This is a genomic window from Actinomadura pelletieri DSM 43383 (genome assembly GCF_003634705.1).
GTDB classification, from domain to species: Bacteria; Actinomycetota; Actinomycetes; order Streptosporangiales; family Streptosporangiaceae; genus Spirillospora; species Spirillospora pelletieri.
This window is the reverse complement of the sequence record NZ_RBWU01000005.1, coordinates 24,198-44,295: the sequence shown is the minus strand read 5'-3', so window position 1 is coordinate 44,295 and position 20,098 is coordinate 24,198. Positions and strand designations below refer to the sequence as shown.

Annotated in this window: 20 protein-coding genes; 14 read left to right on the top strand and 6 right to left on the bottom strand. The window is 70.2% G+C overall.

Annotated features, from left to right (window positions below; translation table 11 throughout):
• Positions 1-168: 168 nt before the first annotated feature.
• From egtA to egtD, 4 genes are read left to right on the top strand one after another with little or no spacing between them, the layout of a single operon-like run.
• Complete coding sequence (egtA, locus tag BZB76_RS21975) at positions 169-1,467, top strand: ergothioneine biosynthesis glutamate--cysteine ligase EgtA (RefSeq protein WP_121436848.1); 1,299 nt, start codon at positions 169-171, stop codon at positions 1,465-1,467.
• Positions 1,455-2,798 carry an ergothioneine biosynthesis protein EgtB gene (egtB, locus tag BZB76_RS21970; protein ID WP_420534806.1) on the top strand — a complete coding sequence of 448 codons (1,344 nt, stop codon included), beginning with the start codon at positions 1,455-1,457 and terminating at the stop codon, positions 2,796-2,798. The genes egtA and egtB overlap by 13 nt, the downstream gene beginning before the upstream one ends.
• Positions 2,798-3,532 carry an ergothioneine biosynthesis protein EgtC gene (egtC, locus tag BZB76_RS21965; RefSeq protein WP_121436324.1) on the top strand — a complete coding sequence of 245 codons (735 nt, stop codon included), beginning with the start codon at positions 2,798-2,800 and terminating at the stop codon, positions 3,530-3,532. Before egtB ends, egtC begins: the two co-directional genes overlap by 1 nt.
• Positions 3,533-3,585: 53 nt before the next feature.
• A complete protein-coding gene (gene egtD, locus BZB76_RS21960) occupies positions 3,586-4,542 on the top strand; it encodes an L-histidine N(alpha)-methyltransferase (RefSeq protein WP_211343130.1) in 957 nt (318 codons plus the stop codon).
• On the opposite strand, the gene BZB76_RS21955 is transcribed toward egtD, so the two are convergent.
• Positions 4,539-5,306 carry an SGNH/GDSL hydrolase family protein gene (locus BZB76_RS21955; RefSeq protein ID WP_246007110.1) on the bottom strand — a complete coding sequence of 256 codons (768 nt, stop codon included), beginning with the start codon at positions 5,304-5,306 and terminating at the stop codon, positions 4,539-4,541. The genes egtD and BZB76_RS21955 overlap by 4 nt on opposite strands.
• A 218-nt stretch (positions 5,307-5,524) precedes the next feature.
• Between BZB76_RS21955 and BZB76_RS21950 the strand changes: the two genes are divergently transcribed.
• The 7 genes from BZB76_RS21950 to BZB76_RS21920 all read left to right on the top strand — a co-directional run bounded on the left by BZB76_RS21950 (position 5,525) and on the right by BZB76_RS21920 (position 12,576).
• The gene (locus BZB76_RS21950) at positions 5,525-6,676 is read left to right on the top strand and encodes an acyltransferase family protein (RefSeq protein ID WP_170180705.1); all 1,152 of its coding nucleotides are present in this window, start codon (positions 5,525-5,527) and stop codon (positions 6,674-6,676) included.
• The gene (locus tag BZB76_RS21945) at positions 6,591-7,826 is read left to right on the top strand and encodes a hypothetical protein (RefSeq protein WP_147449492.1); all 1,236 of its coding nucleotides are present in this window, start codon (positions 6,591-6,593) and stop codon (positions 7,824-7,826) included. Before BZB76_RS21950 ends, BZB76_RS21945 begins: the two co-directional genes overlap by 86 nt.
• Before the next feature lie 153 nt (positions 7,827-7,979).
• Complete coding sequence (locus BZB76_RS21940) at positions 7,980-9,002, top strand: LacI family DNA-binding transcriptional regulator (protein WP_121436321.1); 1,023 nt, start codon at positions 7,980-7,982, stop codon at positions 9,000-9,002.
• Between the two features lie 167 nt (positions 9,003-9,169).
• Positions 9,170-10,288 carry an ABC transporter ATP-binding protein gene (locus BZB76_RS21935; RefSeq protein WP_121436320.1) on the top strand — a complete coding sequence of 373 codons (1,119 nt, stop codon included), beginning with the start codon at positions 9,170-9,172 and terminating at the stop codon, positions 10,286-10,288.
• Positions 10,288-10,938 (top strand): ABC transporter permease, encoded by a 651-nt coding sequence (locus BZB76_RS21930; protein ID WP_121436319.1) that lies wholly within the window; start codon positions 10,288-10,290, stop codon positions 10,936-10,938. The genes BZB76_RS21935 and BZB76_RS21930 overlap by 1 nt, the downstream gene beginning before the upstream one ends.
• Positions 10,935-11,621 (top strand): ABC transporter permease, encoded by a 687-nt coding sequence (locus BZB76_RS21925; RefSeq protein WP_121436844.1) that lies wholly within the window; start codon positions 10,935-10,937, stop codon positions 11,619-11,621. Before BZB76_RS21930 ends, BZB76_RS21925 begins: the two co-directional genes overlap by 4 nt.
• A 34-nt stretch (positions 11,622-11,655) precedes the next feature.
• Complete coding sequence (locus BZB76_RS21920; RefSeq protein WP_170180704.1) at positions 11,656-12,576, top strand: ABC transporter substrate-binding protein; 921 nt, start codon at positions 11,656-11,658, stop codon at positions 12,574-12,576.
• Positions 12,577-12,634: 58 nt separating this feature from the next.
• Here BZB76_RS21920 and BZB76_RS21915 read toward each other — a convergent pair whose 3' ends face one another.
• The gene (locus BZB76_RS21915) at positions 12,635-13,192 is read right to left on the bottom strand and encodes a TetR/AcrR family transcriptional regulator (protein ID WP_211343129.1); all 558 of its coding nucleotides are present in this window, start codon (positions 13,190-13,192) and stop codon (positions 12,635-12,637) included.
• A 104-nt stretch (positions 13,193-13,296) separates the two neighbouring features.
• Here BZB76_RS21915 and BZB76_RS21910 point away from each other — a divergent pair, with 104 nt between their 5' ends.
• Positions 13,297-14,358 carry a DUF2867 domain-containing protein gene (locus BZB76_RS21910; RefSeq protein ID WP_121436842.1) on the top strand — a complete coding sequence of 354 codons (1,062 nt, stop codon included), beginning with the start codon at positions 13,297-13,299 and terminating at the stop codon, positions 14,356-14,358.
• A gap of 14 nt (positions 14,359-14,372) precedes the next feature.
• Here the strand turns inward: BZB76_RS21910 and BZB76_RS21905 are convergent, their stop codons facing one another.
• The 4 genes from BZB76_RS21905 to BZB76_RS21890 all read right to left on the bottom strand — a co-directional run bounded on the left by BZB76_RS21905 (position 14,373) and on the right by BZB76_RS21890 (position 17,970).
• Positions 14,373-15,008, bottom strand: coding sequence for a response regulator (locus BZB76_RS21905; RefSeq protein WP_121436317.1), 636 nt, complete (start codon positions 15,006-15,008; stop codon positions 14,373-14,375).
• Positions 15,005-16,033: a sensor histidine kinase gene (locus BZB76_RS21900; protein ID WP_121436316.1), complete on the bottom strand. Its 1,029-nt coding sequence runs from the start codon at positions 16,031-16,033 to the stop codon at positions 15,005-15,007. Before BZB76_RS21900 ends, BZB76_RS21905 begins: the two co-directional genes overlap by 4 nt.
• A gap of 16 nt (positions 16,034-16,049) precedes the next feature.
• On the bottom strand, positions 16,050-16,670 hold the full coding sequence (locus tag BZB76_RS21895; RefSeq protein ID WP_121436315.1) for a DUF4360 domain-containing protein: 621 nt from the start codon (positions 16,668-16,670) through the stop codon (positions 16,050-16,052).
• An 886-nt stretch (positions 16,671-17,556) separates the two neighbouring features.
• A complete protein-coding gene (locus BZB76_RS21890; RefSeq protein ID WP_121436314.1) occupies positions 17,557-17,970 on the bottom strand; it encodes a peptidoglycan recognition protein family protein in 414 nt (137 codons plus the stop codon).
• 71 nt (positions 17,971-18,041) lie between these two features.
• Here BZB76_RS21890 and BZB76_RS21885 point away from each other — a divergent pair, with 71 nt between their 5' ends.
• Positions 18,042-18,761, top strand: a complete 720-nt coding sequence (locus tag BZB76_RS21885) for a hypothetical protein (protein WP_121436313.1) — start codon at positions 18,042-18,044, stop codon at positions 18,759-18,761.
• An 805-nt stretch (positions 18,762-19,566) separates the two neighbouring features.
• The gene (locus tag BZB76_RS21880) at positions 19,567-20,097 is read left to right on the top strand and encodes a GNAT family N-acetyltransferase (protein ID WP_121436841.1); all 531 of its coding nucleotides are present in this window, start codon (positions 19,567-19,569) and stop codon (positions 20,095-20,097) included.
• The last annotated feature ends 1 nt before the right edge of the window (position 20,098 follow it).

Below are 20,098 nucleotides of genomic sequence, written 5' to 3'. Positions count from 1 at the left end.
AGAAGTCGGTGATCGAGTGGTATGTCGAATGGCACGGAAGGTAACGGCGCCCGTTGCGGACAGTGACGTTCACGGAGATTTCAGGAATTTCATGAAAATCAGTGGATTCCTGATGCGGTTCAGCAGGGAAGGCTTCGAACTTGTTGTCGAAGCTACGCGGGAGTGCGCGTGACCCGGTTGACCGTGGACGACGTCTACCAGCACATACACGGCGTCTGTTTCAAGACGGGCCCGCCCGGAACGGTCGGTGCGGAGACCGAATGGCTCGTCGTCGACACCGCCGATCCGGCCGCGCACGTCCCGGCCGACCGGGTGCGGAAGCTCGTCGCGGCGGCCGGACCGCCGTCCGGTGGCAGCCGGATCACCTACGAGCCGGGCGGACAGGTCGAACTCAGCTCCGCACCGTTCGCCGCGCTCGGCACGCTGCACGCCGCCCTCGACGGCGACATCGCCCACGTCCGCAACGCGCTCGCCCGGGACGGGCTGGCGCTCGCCGGGTACGGCGTCGACCCCGTCCGGCTGCCCCGGTTCCAGGCCGACCATCCCCGCTACGCCTGCATGCGGGACTACTTCCGCTCCGGCGGCTTCCCCGACGCGGGCCTTGCGATGATGTGCTCGACCGCGTCCGTCCAGGTCAACCTGGACATCGGCGCCGACGATCCGGACGCGGCGCGGCGCTGGCGGCTCGTGCACGCGCTCGGCCCGGTGCTGGTCGCCGCGTTCGCGAACTCGCCGCTGCGCGGGGGCCGCCGCACCGGGATGCGCTCGTCCCGGCAGGGAATCTGGACCGAGCTCGACCCCTGCCGCACCCTGCCCGTCCTGCGGGACGGCGTCGACGGCGACCCCGCCGAGGCATGGACGCGGTACGCGCTCGACGCCCGCGTGATGCTCGTCCACACCGCGGACGGCGCCTGGGTCTCCGACCCCGGCATGTCCTTCATGGAGTGGCTCGACAAGGGCGAACCCGGGGAGAAGGACCTCACCTACCACCTGTCCACGCTGTTCCCGCCCGTCCGGCCGCGCGGCTGGCTGGAACTGCGGATGATCGACGCGCTGCCGGGCCCGTACTGGCCCGTTCCCGTCGCGGTCGCCACCGCGTTGCTCGACGACCCGGCCGCGTCCAGGGTCGCGGAGGCGGCGACGGAGCCGGTGGCGCACCGGTGGACGGAGGCCGCCCGGTGCGGGCTGTCGGACGCGGCGCTGGCCGCCGCCGCCCGAGCCTGCTTCGCCGCGGCGCTGGACGCGCTGCCGAGGCTCGGCGCGTCCGGGCTCGTCCCGCTGGTCGACGAGTACGCCCGCCGCTATGTCGAACGCGGACGCAGCCCGGCGGACGACCCCGCACCCGGCCCGGCGCCGGACCGCGCGAACGACCGCACGAACGACCGCGCGCCCGACCGTGCGCCCGGCCGCGCCCATGACCGGGCCCCCGACCCCGCACCCAGGAAGGAACCCATATGGCCCCGATGAGCTCGCCCGGCTCGATCGCCGAGGACGACCTGAAGAACCTGATCGCCGACGAGCTGGGGGCGGTACGGAACCGGAGCTTCGGCCTCACCACCGACGTCCTCGCCGCCGACGACCTCACCGGCCAGGTGTCGCCGCTGATGTCGCCGCTCGTATGGGACCTGGCGCATGTCGGCAACTACGAGGAGCTGTGGCTGCTGCGCGCGGCGGCGGGCGTGGAGGCGATGCGCCCGGAGATCGACGACCTGTACGACGCGTTCGAGCATCCGCGTGCCGAACGCCCCTCCCTGCCGCTCCTCTCCCCGGAGGAGGCGCGCGGCTACATCGGCACGGTCCGCGCCAAGGTGCTCGACTCGCTGTCGTCGGTGCGGTTCGACCCGACGAACCCGCTGACATCGGACGGCTTCGTGTACGGGATGGTCGTCCAGCACGAGCACATGCACGACGAGACCATGCTGGCGACCCACCAGCTACGGAAGGGCGCCCCCGCGCTCCTCGACCCCGTTCCCGATCCGCTCCCCAACGGTGTCGAACGTCCCCGGACGGACGAGGTGCTGATCGAGGGCGGCCCATTCCAGATGGGCACGTCCGACAATCCCTGGGCCTACGACAATGAACGTCCCGCGCACATGGTGGACGTCCCCGCGTTCTACATCGACACCGAACCGGTGACCAACGCCGCCTATCTCGCCTTCATGGAATCGGGCGGATACGACGATCCGCGGTGGTGGGACCCGGCCGGATGGGAATGGCGCACGCGCGGCGGCAAGCACGCCCCCGCGTTCTGGTTCCGGGAGGGCGGGCAGTGGCTGCGTCGCCGGTTCGGACGGACCGAACCCGTCCCGCCGGACGAGGCCGTCCAGCACGTGTGCTGGTACGAGGCGGACGCCTACGCGCGGTGGGCGGGCAAGCGGCTGCCGACCGAGGCCGAATGGGAGAAGGCCGCGCGCTGGGACCCGGAGACCCAGCGGTCCCGCATGTACCCGTGGGGCGAGGTCTACGACGAGGGCCGCGCGAACCTGGGGCAGCGGACGCTCCGCCCGACCGAGACCGGTGCGTTCGCGTCGGGCGCGTCGGCGTACGGGGTCAGGCGGATGCTCGGCGACGTGTGGGAGTGGACGTCGTCCGACTTCCACGGCTACCCCGGTTTCCGGTCCTTCCCCTACAGGGAGTACTCGGAGGTGTTCTTCGGCCCCGAGTACAAGGTGCTGCGCGGCGGCTCCTGGGCGACGCACCCGCTCGCCGTTCGCGGATCGTTCCGCAACTGGGACTACCCCATCCGCAGGCAGATCTTCTCCGGGTTCCGCTGTGCCCGCACGGCCGGGGAGGCCTGATGTGCCGGCACCTGGGGTACCTGGGACCCGAACGGACGCTGCACTCGCTCGTCTTCGAGGGCGAGCACTCCCTGGAGACCCAGGCGTACGCGCCTCGGATGACGCAGGGGAACATCCTCAACGCCGACGGGTACGGCGTCGGCTGGTACCAGGACCGTGCGGCGGTCCGGTTCAGGCGCGCGCAACCCCTCTGGACCGACCAGTCGTTCCGTGAGGTCGCCGGGGCGGTCCGGGCGTCCTGCGTCGTCGCGGCGATCCGGTCCGCCACGGTCGGGTTTCCCGTGGACGAGTCGTGCGCACAGCCGTTCCGCGCCGGGACATGGCTGTTCAGCCACAACGGCAAGGTCGAGGACTACGACGGCGTCGAGTCCAAACTCCGCGACCTGGCGGGGGACGTGGGCGGCGTCCCGGACGCCCGCGCCCCGGTCGACTCCGCGCCGCTGTTCGCGCTCGCCGTCCGGTACTGGCGGGAGGGCCTGCCGCTCGGCGACGGGCTCGTCGCCGTCGTCGCCGCCGTCACCGCCCTCACGGGCGGCCGCTACAACCTGCTCGCCTCCGACCGGACGACCCTGGCCGCGACGACCTGGGGCGACTCGCTGTTCGTCCGGGAGGGCGTCGACGAGATCCGGATCGCGTCCGAACCGCTCGACGACGACCCCGGTTGGGCGCGCGTCCCGGACCGCTCCCTCATCACCGCCGGGCTCGCGTCCGGTGTCCGCATCGACCCGCTGTGACCCGCTTCCGTGACCGAGCCGCCGTGACCTCGAACCCCGTGAAGGAGGAACCCGTGGACCGGTTCCTGACCGCCGACGACCTCGCCAAGACGCTCCGCACGGACGTCCGGGAGGGCCTCACCGGCACACCGAAGACCCTGCCGCCCAAGTGGTTCTACGACGAGCGCGGCAGCGCGCTGTTCGAGGAGATCACGAGGCTGGAGGAGTACTACCCGACACGCCGCGAACGCGAGATCCTCGTGGCGCGCGCCCCCGACATCGCCGCCGCGACCGGCGCGCGGACGCTGCTGGAACTCGGCGCCGGGTCGGGCGAGAAGACCCGGCTGCTCCTCGACGCACTCTCCGGCACGCTCCGCTCGTACGTGCCGGTGGACGTCAGCGGCGACTTCCTGGCGGACGCCGCCGCCGGGATCGCGGCCGACCACCCGAAACTCACCGTCCGGACCGTCGTCGCCGACTACGAACAGCACCTGCATCTGCTGCCCGGCGGGGAGCGGCGCCTCGTCGCCTTCCTCGGCGGGACGATCGGCAACATGCCGCCCGCCGCCCGGGTCGGGTTCCTCGGCGGCCTGCGCGCCACCCTGGCGGACGGCGACTTCCTGCTGCTCGGCGCCGACCTCGTCAAGGACGCGGACCGGCTCGTCCGCGCCTACGACGACGCCGCCGGGGTCACCGCCGAGTTCAACCGCAACGTCCTGCGCGTCATCAACCGGGAACTGGACGCCGACTTCGACCCGGACGCGTTCGAGCACGTCGCGGTCTGGGACGAGGCGGAGGAGTGGATCGAGATGCGGCTGCGGTCGGTCCGCGACCAGGACGTCCGTGTCGGCGGCCTCGACCTGGACGTGTCCTTCGCGGCGGGGGAGGAGATGCGCACCGAGATCTCCGCCAAGTTCCGCCGGGAACGCCTCGAAGCGGAGTTGGGCGCGGCGGGAATGGAACTGGCCGAGTTCTGGACGGACGCGTCCGGCGACTTCTCCCTGACCCTCGCCCGTCCCGCGCTCGGCTAGTCCTTCCGGACGGGCCGGTCGAGGCCCAGCCGTTGCAGGTCCGAGACCAGGCGGGTCGCCAGGTACCGGTGGCCCGCCGGGTTCGGATGGGTGCCGTCCCGCTTGATGAACCGGAAGGCGTTGCCCGTCCGCGCCTGCCGTGTCCCGGTGATCCACTGTTCGCCGATCGGGTCGACGAACGGGACGGCGAGTTGCCCCGCGAGGCGCTGCAGCGCGTCCCGGACGGCGACCGCGCCGGGCGTCGGCTCCCCCGAGCCCCACAGCGGACCCATCAGCACGATGTGCGTGCCGGGCCAGCGCCGTTTCGCGCGGTCGAGCACCACATGCGCCGCCGCCGCGACCTGCGGCGCCGGGACGCGCCAGTCGTTGTGACCGCCGGACACGATCAGCAGGTCGGGCGCGGGCCGCCAGCCGAGCTGCCCCTCGTACAGGCCGAGGTACGCGGCGCCCGCGCTCTTGTTGACGAACCCGGCCCCGGCGCGTCCGGCGACGACGACGTGCCAGCCGAGGAGCCGCGCCGTGCCGGACGCGAACGTCGCCTCCGGGTCGAGGCCCCGGTCGCCGACCGTGTAGCTGTCGCCGAGGAACATCACCATGGACGGGCTCGGACGGCGTTCCGGCTCGTCGCCCTTCCCCGGGCCGTCCGCCGCCGCGGACCTGTGCACCGACCCCTGGAACACGGAGCATCCCGTCGCGGACAGGGCCGCCAGCACCAGGCACAGCACGAGAGTCGCCGCGCCGCGTCGGGCGCGGCGAGAAGTCATCGGGTGACCACCCATCGTCCAGGAGCACCCCATCGGGAAGCCTCAAATGTGGGGGATGCACCGGCATCTTACTGATCTGGCGCACGCGCCGCGGGTGTACGCGACGGTGTCGCCGAACTCGTTTCCCGAATCGCCGGTCGTGGAATCGCGTCCTCACCTCCACCCGCCGTTCACCTTCCGGCTCGGGCGCCGAAACCCGGCACCGAGAGGGTTCCGCGGTGACTCGACGGGAACGGCTGCGCGAACTCGACCTGCTGCGCTTTCTCGCCGCGCTGGCGGTGGTGCTGTACCACTTCACGGGCTTCGGCGGGGCGGGCGCCTGGCCGGAGCCGTCCGCCGACGTCTTCTCCGAGATCGCGCCCGTCACCCGGTTCGGGTACCTCGGCGTGGACCTGTTCTTCGTCATCAGCGGGTTCGTGATCCTGATGAGCGCCTGGGGACGCGGGCCGGGGGAGTTCGGGGTGTCCCGGCTGGTCCGGCTGATGCCCGCGTACTGGGTGAGCGTGCTGCTCGGCGCGGTCGTCTACGGCGTCTTCCGGCAGGGGCACGGCGTTCCCGGACTCGTCCTGCCGAACCTGACGATGCTGCAGGGCGGGCTCGGGCTGCGGAACGTGGACGCCGTGTACTGGACGCTCTGGGTCGAGCTGCACTTCTACTTCCTCGTCGCCGTCCTCGCCGCGGTCGGCGTCGGCTACCGCTCCTGCCTGGTCTTCATGGCGGTCTGGATGTTCGGCGGGCTGTTCGCCGACGAGGCCGACCACAGGCTGCTCCAGGTGCTGCTCGTGCCGACGTGGAGCCCGTACTTCATCGCGGGCATGGCGTTCTACCTGATCCACCGGTTCGGGCCGACGCTGCTGCTGTGGGGGTATGTCGCCGCCGCGTACCTGATGGCGCTGCGCTGGGGCGCGTGGCGTGCCGAGTACGCCTTCCGGGGCGCGGACGAGGTCGTGGTCAGCGCGGTCATCACCGGCATCTTCGCCGTGATGGCCCTCGTCGCGACGGGCAGGCTGCACCGGCTGCGGTGGCGGGGGTTGACCGTCCTCGGCGCGCTCACGTATCCGCTGTACCTCGTCCATTCCCAGCTCGCGCTTCCCCTGCTGGACGCGCTGTACCCGGGGCTCGACCGGTGGACGGCGCTCGGTGTGGTGGTGGGCGCGTCCCTGGTGGCCGCCTATGTCGTGCACCGGCTGGTGGAACGTCCGGGCGCCGCATGGATGCGGGCCCACCTACATGCCTCGCTGGAGCCGATACGGCGCTCCGAGCCGTTGGCTAGGTTTACCGGCCATGAGGCTCGGGGTGGACACCGCGGTTCTGGCGTCGACGGCACTGAGCATCGCGACCGCACTCCGGCTGAAGCGGGGCACCGCTGAACGTGCGCGTGCGGCGAAGCGCGCTTGGGCACGTCCCGAGACGTTCCTGCTGTTGGTGGTAGCGCTCGTCTATGTGAACCAGGTGTTGTTCACCGTATACGTGCTTCGCGTGCACGGTGGCGACCCGTCGTTCATAGCGACCTATCTGCCGGAGGAATGGTTCGCCCTCGCCGACGGCTCGGTCATGCGCGGCGTCGCGGACCGCTTTCCCCTGCCGGAGTTGTTGTCGCCGTCCGTCCTGCGGGTGCAGGCGTTCCTCGAACTCCCGCTGGTCCTACTGGCGTATGTGACGGTGCTCCGGTGGCTGGACCGCGACCTGTACCGGCGAGTGGCGGGTTCCTGGCAGGTGTGGGCGGCGTCGTTCTCCTACACCGCGGTCTTCTGCATGGTCGAGTGGGATCTGCACAACCCCTACACGGTGCACGACATCGTGATCCGGGTCTGCTCGGCCGCGGCCACACCGCTCCTGCTCACCTGGCTTGCCGGACGGGAAGAGGAACACGACGGGCGGCCCACGGCGGTGACGTTTCCGCAGATGCTTCTCTTCGCCGTGTCCGTCTGGGCCCTGGGTCATCTCGTGCTCACCGTGTACGACACCGCCCTCCTCTACAACCTCGGGCATCTCGACGGACGACTTCCCAGCGCGACCGTCGCGATGTGCGTCCTCGGGGCGGCGCGTTGGGCGGCGCCGCGGCTGAACAACGGTGACGGCGCCGGTATCGCGCTGTCGTCCCTCGTGGGCGGGCTCCGCCGGGCGCTGCCGCTCTTCTTCGTCCCCGCCCTGGCGATCCGCTACGGCGTGAACTTCGGCACACCCGTCGTCGCGGGCCTGGCGGGGCTCCTCGTCGGCCTGGCCGCCGCCGTGTGCGCGCTCCAGGAGACCCTTGCCGGTGTCTCGAAGCGTCGCATCGCGCTCTTCGCCGTCCAGGCCGCGGTCGCTCTGTTCGTCGGCGGCGCCGCCGGGTTCGTCGCCACCCGGCTGGTGACCGACACCTACTACGAGGCGGGGCTTTTGAGGGCGGCGAGCGTCTGCTTCGCCGCCGCCATCGCCACGTGCGCCCTGACCGACCACTGGATCGGAAGAACCCGCAGGTGTGACACGTCGGAGGACGTGTGCGCTGAGAGAGATGTGGGCGTCCGGCCGATGTGAGCGGGCTTCGGCCGGACCCGCCGCCTCCGGTGGGCCCGTCTCCCCCGGTCGGGCTCACCGGAGGCTCCATCCACCAGGGGCCACCCCTGGCCATCACCTGGCCGGCCCTGGTCAGCGCTCGTTTTGTCGGCGGTGGCATCTAGGGTTGGAAGGATGTCGGAGAGGCGCAAGCGCGCGACCATCCGGGAAGTGGCCCAGGCGACGGGACTGTCGCCCGCGGCCGTGTCGTACGCGTTGCGCGGCATGCAGACGTCGGAGGAGACCCAGGAACGGGTCCGGGCGGCGGCCGCGGAACTCGGCTACGAGGCGCATCCGATCGCGCGGGCGCTGGCCAGCGGTCGCACCGACCAGGTGGGCCTGCTGTGCGGCTCCCTGGAGGACTACTGGCAGCAGTCCCTCGCCGTCGGCATCGGCCGCGCGCTGCTGGCCCGCGGCCGCTACGCCCTCATCGTCGACGCGGGCGGCGACCCCGAACGGGAGCTGGCGCTCGCCCGGCGGCTGCGCGACCAGCGGGTGGACGGCCTGATCGTCCAGCCGCTCGACCCGTCCGCCGCGCTGTGGGCGGAGCTGTCCGCGACGGTGCCGGTCGTGTCCATCGGGGACGCCCTCAACGGCGGCACCGCGCAGGGCGAGGTCGTGTTCGACAACCGGCGCGGCGTCACGCTCGCGCTGGAGCATCTGCGCGACCTCGGGCACCGGCGGCTCACCGTGTTCACCTCCACGCGCGCCAGCACGCCCGACCGTCCCGCCGACGTGCACGTGAACGCCGAGGCCGAACGGCTCGGGCTGCGGGTCGACGTCGTCGCCGTGCCGGAACAGTCGCTCGCCGCCGCGACCGAGGTGGCGCGGCGGGTGCTGGACGGTCCGAACCGTCCCACCGCCGTGTTCTGCTTCGCCGACTCCATCGCCTACGGCGTCTACGCCGCCACCCGCGAACTGGGCCTCGACGTCCCCGGCGACATCGCGGTCTGCGGATACGACGACCATCCCATGTCGGCGCTGCTCACCCCGCCGCTCACCACCGTCGACTGGGACATCGACGGCATCGTGGAATCGGCCGTCCAGCTCGTCGTGGACGTCATCGACGGCGAGATCGACGGCGGGCCACGTGAGCGCCGTGTCGTCCGGAAGCCGTCCCTGCGCGTCCGTGCCTCGACCGGCGAGCGGCCCGGTTAGGGACCCGGGGGTAAACAACGGTATTTTCCCGGTATTACCGGTCGTTATGCTTGGGTCCGAGTTGCCGGATACCCCGGGACACTGCGTCGACCGTGCGCATTGGTTACGGTTGACGCGAAGGCCGAAGTCGATCATCGGCGTCAAGGACGCCCCACGAGGACAGAATCTTGATCACCTTTGCGGGCGTCACCAAGCGCTATCCGGGCGGCGCCGTCGCGCTGGACGACGTCAGTCTCGACTGTCCAACGGGAAAGATCACCGTGTTCGTCGGCACGTCCGGCGGCGGCAAGACCACGGCGCTACGGGCCGTCAACCGGATGGTGGAGCCCACGTCCGGCCGGGTCCTCATCGACGGGCGGGACGTCCGCGAGCGCAGGCCCGCCGAGTTGCGGCGCGGCATCGGCTACGTCATCCAGCACGCCGGGCTGTTCCCGCACCGCACCATCGAGGACAACATCGCCACCGTCCCGTACCTGCTGCGCTGGAACAAGAAGAAGGCGCGGGCACGGGCCCGGGAACTGATGGAACGCGTCGGGCTCGACCACTCGATGGCGAAGCGGTACCCGTTCCAGCTGTCCGGCGGGCAGCAGCAGCGCGTCGGCGTCGCGCGGGCCCTCGCCGCCGACCCGCCGATCATGCTGATGGACGAGCCGTTCAGCGCCGTCGACCCCGTCGTCCGCGCCGAACTCCAGGACGAGTTCCTCCGCCTTCAGGACGAACTGCACAAGACGATCGTGTTCGTCACCCACGACATCGACGAGGCCATCAAACTCGGCGACACGATCGCGGTGTTCCGGACCGGCGGGAAGCTCGCGCAGGTCGACACCCCGGAGAACCTTCTCGCCCACCCGGCCGACGACTTCGTCGCGGAGTTCATCGGCCAGAACCGCGGCATCCGCACGCTGTCGTTCGCGGGGACGGGCGAGCTGCGGCTCAGCGACGACGCGGTCCGTTCCGTGTCCGCGGACGCCGCCGACCTCACCGACCTCGACTGGATCCTCGTCGTCGACGAGGACCGCCGTCCCCTCGGCTGGACGCGGCCCGCGCAGATCGACGGCTCCCTGGCGGAGGCGCCGCTCGCGCCGGTCGGACCCACGTTCCGCGTCGGAGCCGACTCGGTGCGCGTCGCGCTGGACGCGGCCGTCCTGTCGCCGTCCGGCCTCGCGGTCGGCGTCGACGCGGCGGGCGCCGTCGTCGGAACCGCCGCCGGAAGCGACCTGCTCGCCGTCCCCACCCACGGCAACGGCGCCGGAGGCACCGGTCACGGCGCCGGGAGCGACGGCTGATGGACATCGACTGGGCGTGGATCGCCGACCATCGCGACTCGCTCACCGAACACGCGCTGGTCCACCTCAGGCTGGCGCTGCTCCCGGTGCTGTTCGGGCTGCTCATCGCGCTGCCGCTCGGCGTGCTGTGCCGCCGCTGGAGATGGCTCTACCCGCCCGCGCTCACCATCGCGAACATCCTGTACGCGGTCCCGTCGCTGGCCCTGTTCATGATCTTCATCCAGTACACGGGGCTGACCGCGTCCACCGTGATGATCCCGCTCACCCTGTACAGCCTGTCGGTGCTGATCCCGAACGTGGTGGACGGTCTCGCGTCGGTGTCCGAACCCGTCCGGCAGGCCGCCACCGCCATGGGCTTCGGCACGCTCCGCCGCCTCATGCAGGTCGAGCTGCCGATCGCGGTGCCGGTCGTCATCGCCGGGACGCGGGTCGCGGCCGTGTCGTCCATCAGCCTCGTCGCCGTCGGCCAGCTGATCGGGCAGGGCGGGCTCGGCTACGACATCATCCGCGGCTACCAGCTCCAGTTCCAGACGCAGATCGTCGCGGCCACCGTCCTGATCGTCCTGCTGGCCCTCGTCACCGACGCGATCCTGGTCACCGTCCAGCGCCTGCTCACCCCGTGGGCGCGGGCACGCGGAGGCGCCTCGTGAACGACCTGTGGAACCAGATCGAACTGTCCTGGACGTGGCTGACCGCGTCCGCCCAGTGGCACGGTCCCGACGGCATTCCGCACCGCCTGCTCCAGCACGTCTGGTACAGCGGGGTGTCGCTGCTGTGCGCCGCCGTGATCGGGCTGGCGCTCGGCCTCCTCGCCGGGCACACCGGGCGCGGCGGCTTCCTCGCCATCACCCTCGCCAACGTCGCCCGCGCGATCCCGACCTTCGGGCTCGTCCTGTTCGTCGTCGTCATCGACTACAGCATCACGCCGGTCCTGGTCGCGCTCGTCGCGCTGGCCGTCCCGCCCATCCTCGTCAACACCTTCGAGGGGATCCGCGGCGTCGACCCCGACGCGAAGGACGCCGCCCGCGGGGTCGGCATGACCGGCTGGGGCGTGCTGTGGCGCGCCGAACTGCCGATGGCGCTGCCGCTGATCCTGCTCGGCCTTCGCACGTCCGCGATCCAGGTCGTCGCCACCGCCACCATCGCCGCCTATCCGGGTTTCGGCGGCCTCGGCCGCTACATCATCGACGGCCTGGCCACGGGCGACTACCAGCTCGTCGTCGGCGGCACGGTCCTGGTGGTGGGGCTCGCGCTGGTCGTCCAACTGATCTTCGCGGTGCTGCGCCGTCTCGTCGTCTCACCGGGCCTGCTCGGCTCCGCCCGCCCCTCATGACCGCCCGCCCCTGCTGACCGAAGGACAAGGAACCATGAAGAAACTGATCCGTGGCGCGGTCGTCGGCATCGTGGCCGCCCTGACCCTGACCGCCTGCGGCGGGGACTCCGGCGACAACGACAACCCGCTCGCCGGAGGCGGCGACGGCGGCACCATCACCGTCGGCGGTGCCAACTTCCCCGAGAGCAACCTCCTCGGCGAGATCTACGCCCAGGCCCTCGAGGCGAAGGACCTCAAGGTCACCCGCAAGTTCAACATCGGCGCCCGCGAGGTTTACTACGACCAGGTCGTCAAGGGCGGCATCGGCGTCATGCCCGAGTACAACGGGGCGCTGCTGACCACGTCCGTCGACAAGAGCAGCACCGCCGCGACCACCGAGGAGATCAACGCGGCGCTCAAGGCGAAGCTGCCGCCGTCCGTCGAGATCCTGAACTCCGCGCAGGCCGAGGACAAGGACTCCGTCACCGTCAACGCGCAGACGGCCGCCAAGCACAACCTCAAGTCCATCGCCGACCTGCAGCCGGTCGCTAAGGAACTCGTCATCGCGGGCCCGTCGGAGTTCAAGACCCGTCGCCAGGGCCTCGTCGGCCTCAAGGACGCCTACGGCCTCGAGTTCAAGAAGTTCCAGCCCTTCGACGCCGGAGCCCAGGCCACCCTGGTGAAACTCCTCGTCGAGAACGAGATCCAGGCCGCCGACCTGTTCACCACCGACCCGACGATCCAGCAGAACAAGCTCGTCGTCCTGGAAGACCCGAAGAACGTCTTCAGCGCCCAGAACGTCACGCCGCTCGTCCACAAGTCGTCGGTGAACGCCACGGGACGGGCCGCGCTCAACGCCGTGTCCGCCAAGCTCACCACCCAGGACCTCCTCGACATGATGAAGCGCGTCGTCGTCGACAAGGAGGACCAGGAGAAGGTCGCCGAGTCCTGGCTCAAGAAGTCCGGCCTGATCTGACCCGAACCGCCGCGCAGGGCCTCGCTCCGATGGAGCGGGGCCCTGCCGCGTCGGTGGGTCAGTGGTCGCGGGCGAAGAGCAGGTCGGTGGCGCGGGCGAGGACCTGGGCGCGGGTGCGACCGCCGTGGTCGGCGGCGAGGAAGTGGTTGCCGATCGCCGCGCAGAAGGCGAGCACGCTGCGCGCCTCGACCTCGTCGGGGTCGGCGCAGAAGCCGCCGATCACCTCGCGCAGCAGTTCCATCCGCCGGTTGTCCACCCGCCGCAGCCGCTCGGCGACCGCCTCGTCCCGCCGGGCCCAGTCGCGGACGGCGAGGTCGATGGGCAGCAGCCGGTCACCGGAGAAGGTGAGCGCCCCCGCCATCCTGGCCATGGCCTTCGGGTCGTCGGTCTCCCGTCTCGCGCGGTCGATCACGTCGTCCGTGCTCTCCCGCTCCCAGGCGTCCAGCATCGCCTCCAGCAGCGCCTCGCGGTCGGCGAAGTACCCGTAGAAGCCGCCTTTGGTGACGCCGAGCCGCTTCGCGAGGGCCTCGACGCGGACGGCGTCCGGACCGCCCTCGGCCAGCGCCCGCAGCCCCTCCTCGACCCATCTGTCACGCGGCGTGCGAACAGCGGCCACGATGTGTCCCACCTCACCGTCTCAACGTATATACGCACCCGTATATCGGGGCCTAGCCTCCTGTTGTACGCAAGCGTATATCTGGAGAGAAGGGGATGGCGACCATGAGGCTTCCCGTAGCCGCCCATACCGCTCGGCCCTGGCGGATCCACGAGATCGCTCCCGATTTCCGGGTGGAGGACGTGTGGGCGTTCCGCACGCCCGCCGAAGGGCCGGACGACCTTCCCGAGGCGCTCGCCGCGATCTGGGCGGCCTATGACCCCGAGACCGAACCTCTACCGGTTCGGTTCCTCTTCGCGGTGCGCTGGAAGCTCGGGGCCCTCCTGGGCTGGGACGACGACAAGCAGGGGTTCGCGAAACGCGTCCGGTCGTTGCGCACCCGCCTGCCGGAGGACTTCGGACCCACCGGCACCGCGGCCGACCGCAGCCCTCTCACCTCCGTCTACGAACTCGACGACGAAGCCGCTCTCGAACTGGCGAACCGGACCGTCCACACGGTCATGCACCTCGGTTGGACGCCGGTCGCGGACGGCGGGCACGAACTGCACATGACGGTCCTCGTGAAGCCCAACGGCCTGTTCGGACGGCTGTACATGGCCGCGATCGCGCCGTTCCGGCACCTGATCGTCTACCCGTCGCTGACGCGCCGCTGGGAGGCCGCGTTGCACGGCACCGCCCCGGCCGCCGTCGAGGGGACCCGGGACGTCCCGCCGGATCTCCATGCGCTCGGCTCGATGCCGGACGCCGACTACGCCGACATGTTCACCGTCCCCACCACCCTGGACGCGACACCCGAACAGTGGGCACGAGCGATGTTCGGCGACGTCCCCAACGCGGGGGAGCGGCTGATCTGGCGCGGCCTGCTCGGCCTGCGCCTCGCCCGTGGCCGGTCACCGAAGACCGTGGCCGGATGGCGCATCGCCGAACGGGGCGACGGTTGGATCCGGCTGGAGGCCGCGTCCTGGTTCGTGCGCGCCGACCTGGTCGTCCGAACCGCGGACGGCCGGGTGTCGCTCATCACCTTCCTGCGTTACGACCGTCTCCTCGGCCGTCTCCTGTGGCCCGCGATGTCCGCCGTCCACCGCCGCCTGGCACCCGGTCTGCTCCGCGACACGGTGGCGAAGATCAGGGCGTCCCACGAGGAGAAGATCCCAGCCTCCCCGTGAGGCCCACGGGCCGGTCAGCCGGACGCCAGGCCCGCGCGCACGGCGAACACGGCCAGCCGGACCCGGTTCGAACAGTCGGTCTTGGCCGGCAGCGCGGCGACATGCGTCTTCACCGTCGTCACCCCGACGTGCAGCCGCGCGGCGATCTCCTGGTTGGGCAGCCCGGCCGCGACCAGCGCCAGGACCTCTCGCTCGCGTGGGGTGAGGTCGCCCGGGTCGGCCACCGCCCGGACGCTCACCGCCCGTCCGACGAGGCGTCCGAGCACCTCCTGGCTGAACGTTGTACCGCCCGCGGCGGCCCGGCGCACGGCGTCGAGCAGGTCACCCGGCGGCGCGCTCTTCAGGAGAAAACCGCAGTCCCCGGCGGCGAGCGCCGGATACAGGTGGTCGTCGTCGCCGAACGTCGTCAACGGCGGCACCCGCGTGGACGGGCACGCCGCCACGATGCGCTCGGTGGCGGCGGCGCCGTCCAGGCCCGGCATCCGCAGGTCCATGAGGACCACGTCGGGGCCGAGCCGTCCGGTCAGCGCCACCGCCTCCACGCCGTCGGCCGCCTCACCGACGACCCGCACGTCGCCGGCCGACTCGAAGAGCATGCGCAGCCCCATCCGCACGAGCTGCTGGTCGTCGGCGACCAAGACGCCGATCACGGCGGCGCCGTCACGGGCAGGGGAAGCTCGGCCGCCAGCCTCCACCCGGATCCGGTCGGGCCCGCCTCGAAGGTGCCGCCGAGCAGGTCCACCCGTTCACGCATCCCGGTGAGACCGTGGCCGGGGTCACCGGGCGCGCCGTGCCCGTCGTCCTGGATGACCAGGTGGACCGTCGCGCCGGCCCGGCGTGCTTGGCGACGTTGGCGAGCCCCTCCTAGACGAGCCGCAGGGACGGAGTCCAGCCGCGCCACCGCCGGGTCGATCGACGCCTCCGCCGCCATGCCCGCGGACCGCCACCGCTCGACCACCCGTGCCAGGGCGGCGGGCAGCGCTTCCGGCTCGATCGGCGGCGGCTCCCCGCGCGCCGTGGCCGGGTCCCGCAGCACCGCCACCAGATGGCCGAGATCGTCCAGCGCCGCGGTGCCCGTGGCGTGCAGATCGTCCAGCACCTCGCCGACCTCGGGCGCGGAGTCCGGAAGGACGTGCCGGGCCACGCCGACGCGCAGGACCATCGACGACACGCGATGGGCGACCAGGTCGTGCAGCTCCCGGGCGATCGCGGTGCGCTCGGCGGTGCGGGCCGCGCGCGCCTCGGCGGTGGCCCGCTCCCGCGCGGCCCGCGCCGCCGCCCGCACGGAACGGATGTAGGCGCCCGCGAGTAGCAGGACGGTGAGGAAGACCGCGACCCGGAACAGCGCGGGCGGCACCGTCCCGGGCGGCTCACCGATCCATCCGCAGGCGACCGCCAACGCGAACGCCGCCGCTCCGGCGAGCGACTCCCGCGCCGGGCGGCGCACCGCCAGCTCGAACAGCGCGACCGCCGGCATGCCCTTCAAGGGCGTCACCATGGTCGAGCCCGCGCCCTCGACGAGCCCCAGGACCACCGCCAGCCCCGCGACGGCGGGCGACGGCAGCCGCACCGCGGCCGTGTACACGCCGTACGCGGCCAGCACCAGCACCCAGTCGGCACCCCGTTCCGGACGGTGCATGAGCGCCAGATCACCGGCCACCGGAAAGGCGGTCACTTGCCTCGATGACCCGTCACGGACAGGTTCTCCATGCGAAACGGTAGGCGCTGCCAAGGCCGGAGTTCATGTCCATGACACTCGCCTTGGACGTGTTAGAGGTGGACAAGGCCAGTTCGGTACTGAGGATCAGGCCCCACTTCTCGCCGCACGGCACCCAGAAGAACTGAGTTTCGTCGCGCGTCTCGGTGATCACCCAGTCTTCGTGCCCGGGCCCCTTGATGTCGCGCCGGAGCGGGTGGCGATCCGAATGGTTGCCGTAGTGATGCGCTGACCTGAAGATGGCCCTCACCCCGGATTCCAACTGCATGAAGCCGCGATGATCAGACCCGGCGACCGCGTAGGTGAGCCCCTCCGGAGGCGTAACCTTCAGACCGAGCCGGCAGTTCCGCCGGGCATCCGACGGCCTGGCATCGCCACCGATCCTGACCGCGTAGGCGCTGTATCTGACGACGAATCCGTCCGCATCGGCCTCGACCGTCGCCGATCCGTCCGGGCACCCCGAGCCGTTCACATGACTGATCTCGATCTCGGGCGCACCACGCGCGGAAGCCGCGAACACCGGTGCCGCCACCAGGACGGCCAGGCCCAGAACGCCGACCATAGCGACGTTCACCTGGATCTCGATTCCCCCCATGGGCCTGACCTCTCCAATTGGTTCGCCTTGGACGCGTGTCAGAGGTATTCGAGCTGTCGATACCGACCTCGACCGTTACTGATTCGGGCCGAGATCCGGAGCCGTTGAGCGTCGCGATCTTGATGTCGAGTCCGTCGCGCGCTGGGGCCGCGGGCGCGGACGGCCGGCTGAGAACGGGCGGCATCAGGGCGGCGCCCAGCGTCACGGCCGCCCTTGCTCTGGTGTCCATCATGACGGGACCTCGCGGCGAAGGATCGGGCCATGGCCGCGCCCACAGGAGCCGCGCGGCCGGGAAATCCACCAAAACACCGGTTCCAATCAGGTTCAACATTGAACGCTTTTTCTGGCGGCGTTGACATTTGCCGCTGTGAAGCGGAGCGTCGATGAACACGCGTAGTCGTCCCGAGCCGACGTACCTTCTGCTCATGGGTCGGATCAGGTACCACGGTCGGCAGCGTCGTGTTTTCCCGCACGCGTTCCGGGTTCGCACGCGCACTGGTCGGCGCGGCCTCGGGCCTGTTCGCAGGCGCGATCGTCCTCCTCGCCACGATCGCGTGGCTTCCGGCGACAGGCGCCCGGCCCTCAATCCGATCCGCGCACGCCCTGCGTGAATGCGGCCCACTCATGCGAAGTGAAGTCAAGGACGAGGCCAGTGCCGTCACGCGACGTCCAGATCGATGAGCGCCTGAGAGAACTTGGGCGTCTGCACGAGTCCGGGATCGACATCTGGTTGTAGCCGCGGACGGTGGCTGCGCCGGACTCCAGGTCAGCGTGGACGCGTTGCCTGGGGCCCACGGCGTCTTCGTGGGAGTCCCACCAGCCGCGTTCGGACGCCACGCAGGCGATTTCGACCGGGAAGGCGCTCGCCGGATGGGTCGGGCCTCGGTTACCGGGTGCGGTCCCGGGGGCCCACGGCCGGTCCGTGGTCGAAGGTGCGGCGCGGTCCGGGGAGCCCGCTCCTCGCGGTGGGGGAGCGCTTCGCGATGCGTGGTCGGCCCAGGGTGTCGGCGACCTGGTTGCGCAATTCGGGCAGCAGCGCGTACAGGGTGTCGCCTGGACACGCGGTGGTGTTGTAGTCGCGGTGCCCGACGATCGCCGTGTGCGGGTCAAGACGGTAGGTGTCGCACAGCCAGGAGCATGTCGCGACGAGTTGCTCCCACAACGCACTGGTGGGCTCCTCGGTCATATAGGTGCCCTCGTTCTCGATGCCGATGGTGTGGTCGTTGTGGCTGAGTGTGTGGGCTCCCATGACGTGGTGAACGCTGTTGACGGCGTCCAGGGTGCGGTTGCGTCCTTCCATGAGATGACCGCCTCGACTGGAAGACCGCGCCTCGGCGCGGTGACGGTCCCGGGGACGCCTACTCCACCACGGTGGAGATCACGCCGCCCGCCATCGGGACCAGCAAGATCGCCAGTCTGGCTGGTCTTCCCGCTCCCAAGAGGTCCGCGACCTCGCAGCCCTGGGAACAGGGCCCGTCCCAGGCCGACTGGTGGAAGAACTCGACCTGGGTCACGTACGAGACCTGGATCAGCCCCAATGAAATCGAGGTTCAACCCGGCGAGGCGCTGGCGTGCGGCTCTCTGGCCAAGCAGGTGTTCGCCGGAGACGGGCGAGGATCCGCCTTCAATTCCGGCAAGTACCGTACACGCGCTGCCATCAAATACGACTGGGACAAGAAAATCGCCGAGCGCTACAAGGACGTCCACGCAACGCACCGTCTGCGCCCGAATCCCGAAGCGAAGACGGCCAGCGACGAGGACTTTGACATCGAGCTCGTGAAGATGGACGGAAATTTCGCCCGTCTGTACATCAGGCACGATGTCGGAAACCCGTTCTGCCCGATCAGCTCGATCGCCTACACGAGTTGGCAGGAACTCTACAAGAACGGTGAGCGCTGGTTCTACGGTTCACACACGAAGATGCCGCACCACGAGATCTTTCAAGAGGACTGGTACACAAACGGCACTGACTGGAAGCACTATGGTGCCGAGCGGGTGCATTACAAGGAAGCGCTGCACCCCATCTGTCTAGCGGTGCTCGGCGGCTCCTTCTGTGGAATGGAAAGGTACCAATACCAGATAATCAAGTAGGGTGCTAGGGCGGGGTGGCGGGCCGTTGAAGCGGCCCGCCACCCCGCCCGACTCTGTACTTCCGGCTCGCCCTAATGAGCGTGTTGCGGCTGGTGCACGTTCATGCTGGCGTAAAGAGCAGAAGTGTGAACATTGCAAGAGGAATGATCAGCCCACAAGCAAGCCACGGCGATGCGATATGGCGCCCTGTTAGCGTGCGATACAAGGTGACGGCCGTGACTCCGATAAAACCGGAGACCAGATATCCCCAAATAGTGTATGGGCTGGAAACAATGCGATCATATCCGGATTCATCCTTCTCTAGATACATTCCTGACATGGCTGCTGGGATGTACGAGAATGCAAGACCCGCTGCGCATACAACTACACCTGCCACTGTGCGAAGAATTCTGGATAACTGGCTTCTCATTGGCTCACTTTCGGGACGTCATCTGGGCTGGGGTACAGCATACCTTGCCTGTCGCATCGGTCGTCCCGGGGATGTGAATCGTGTTCCGCATATCGCTTTCGGCCTGCTTGTTCCTAGGAATTGGGATGCCTGATTCGTTGAGAAGACTGCGGGATTGAGTTGCCGCGCTCGGAGCGGAGGCGTGGGGGCGTGTGCTGGTGCCGTGGAACTGGGGAGTTCGCGGGAGGGACAAAGTCGTCGACCTCGTTGACAGCCGTGTGCGGGTGGGTGATCTGGTGGTGCGTGCCTGGGGTGGCGGAGAATTGAGGGGGCGCTCATAGGCGGCTCCCGGCGCCCCGCTAGGGTCTGGCGGAGGTTTCGATTGCGGGAATGGCGGTGCGGATGACGGAGGTAGAGGTGCGCATCCGGATAGGGAAGCCGGAGGACGTTCCGGCGGTTGTGGCGCTCTACGACGGGGCGGTCGAATGGCTCGCCGCCACCGGTCGGTCGGGGCAGTGGGGGACGGAGCCGTGGTCGGGGAACCCGAGGCATGTCGCGCGGGTTCAGCGGTTCGCCGATTCCGGGGAGATGCGCGTCGCCGAGCGCGGGGACGCTCTCGTCGGCGCCATGCGGCTGGGGCCCGCTCCGCGGTTCATCCCTCCCGTGGAGGAGCCGGAGCTTTTCCTGGAAGCCCTTGTCATCGACCGGCGGTGCGCGGGGTTGGGAATCGGCGCGGCGTTGTTGGACCATGCCCGTGCCGAGGCCGCCGAGCAGGGAATCGGCCTGCTCAGGCTCGAATGCTGGGCGGGCGGCGACCAGGGCCTCGTCCGTTACTACGAGCGGGCTGGTTTCGTTCAGACCGGACGCATCAAGTCGGCCATCGGCAATGAGGACTGGGAGGGGGCCATCCTCGCTCAGCGGCTCGAACGCAGAGCGCAGGCCTGCTAGT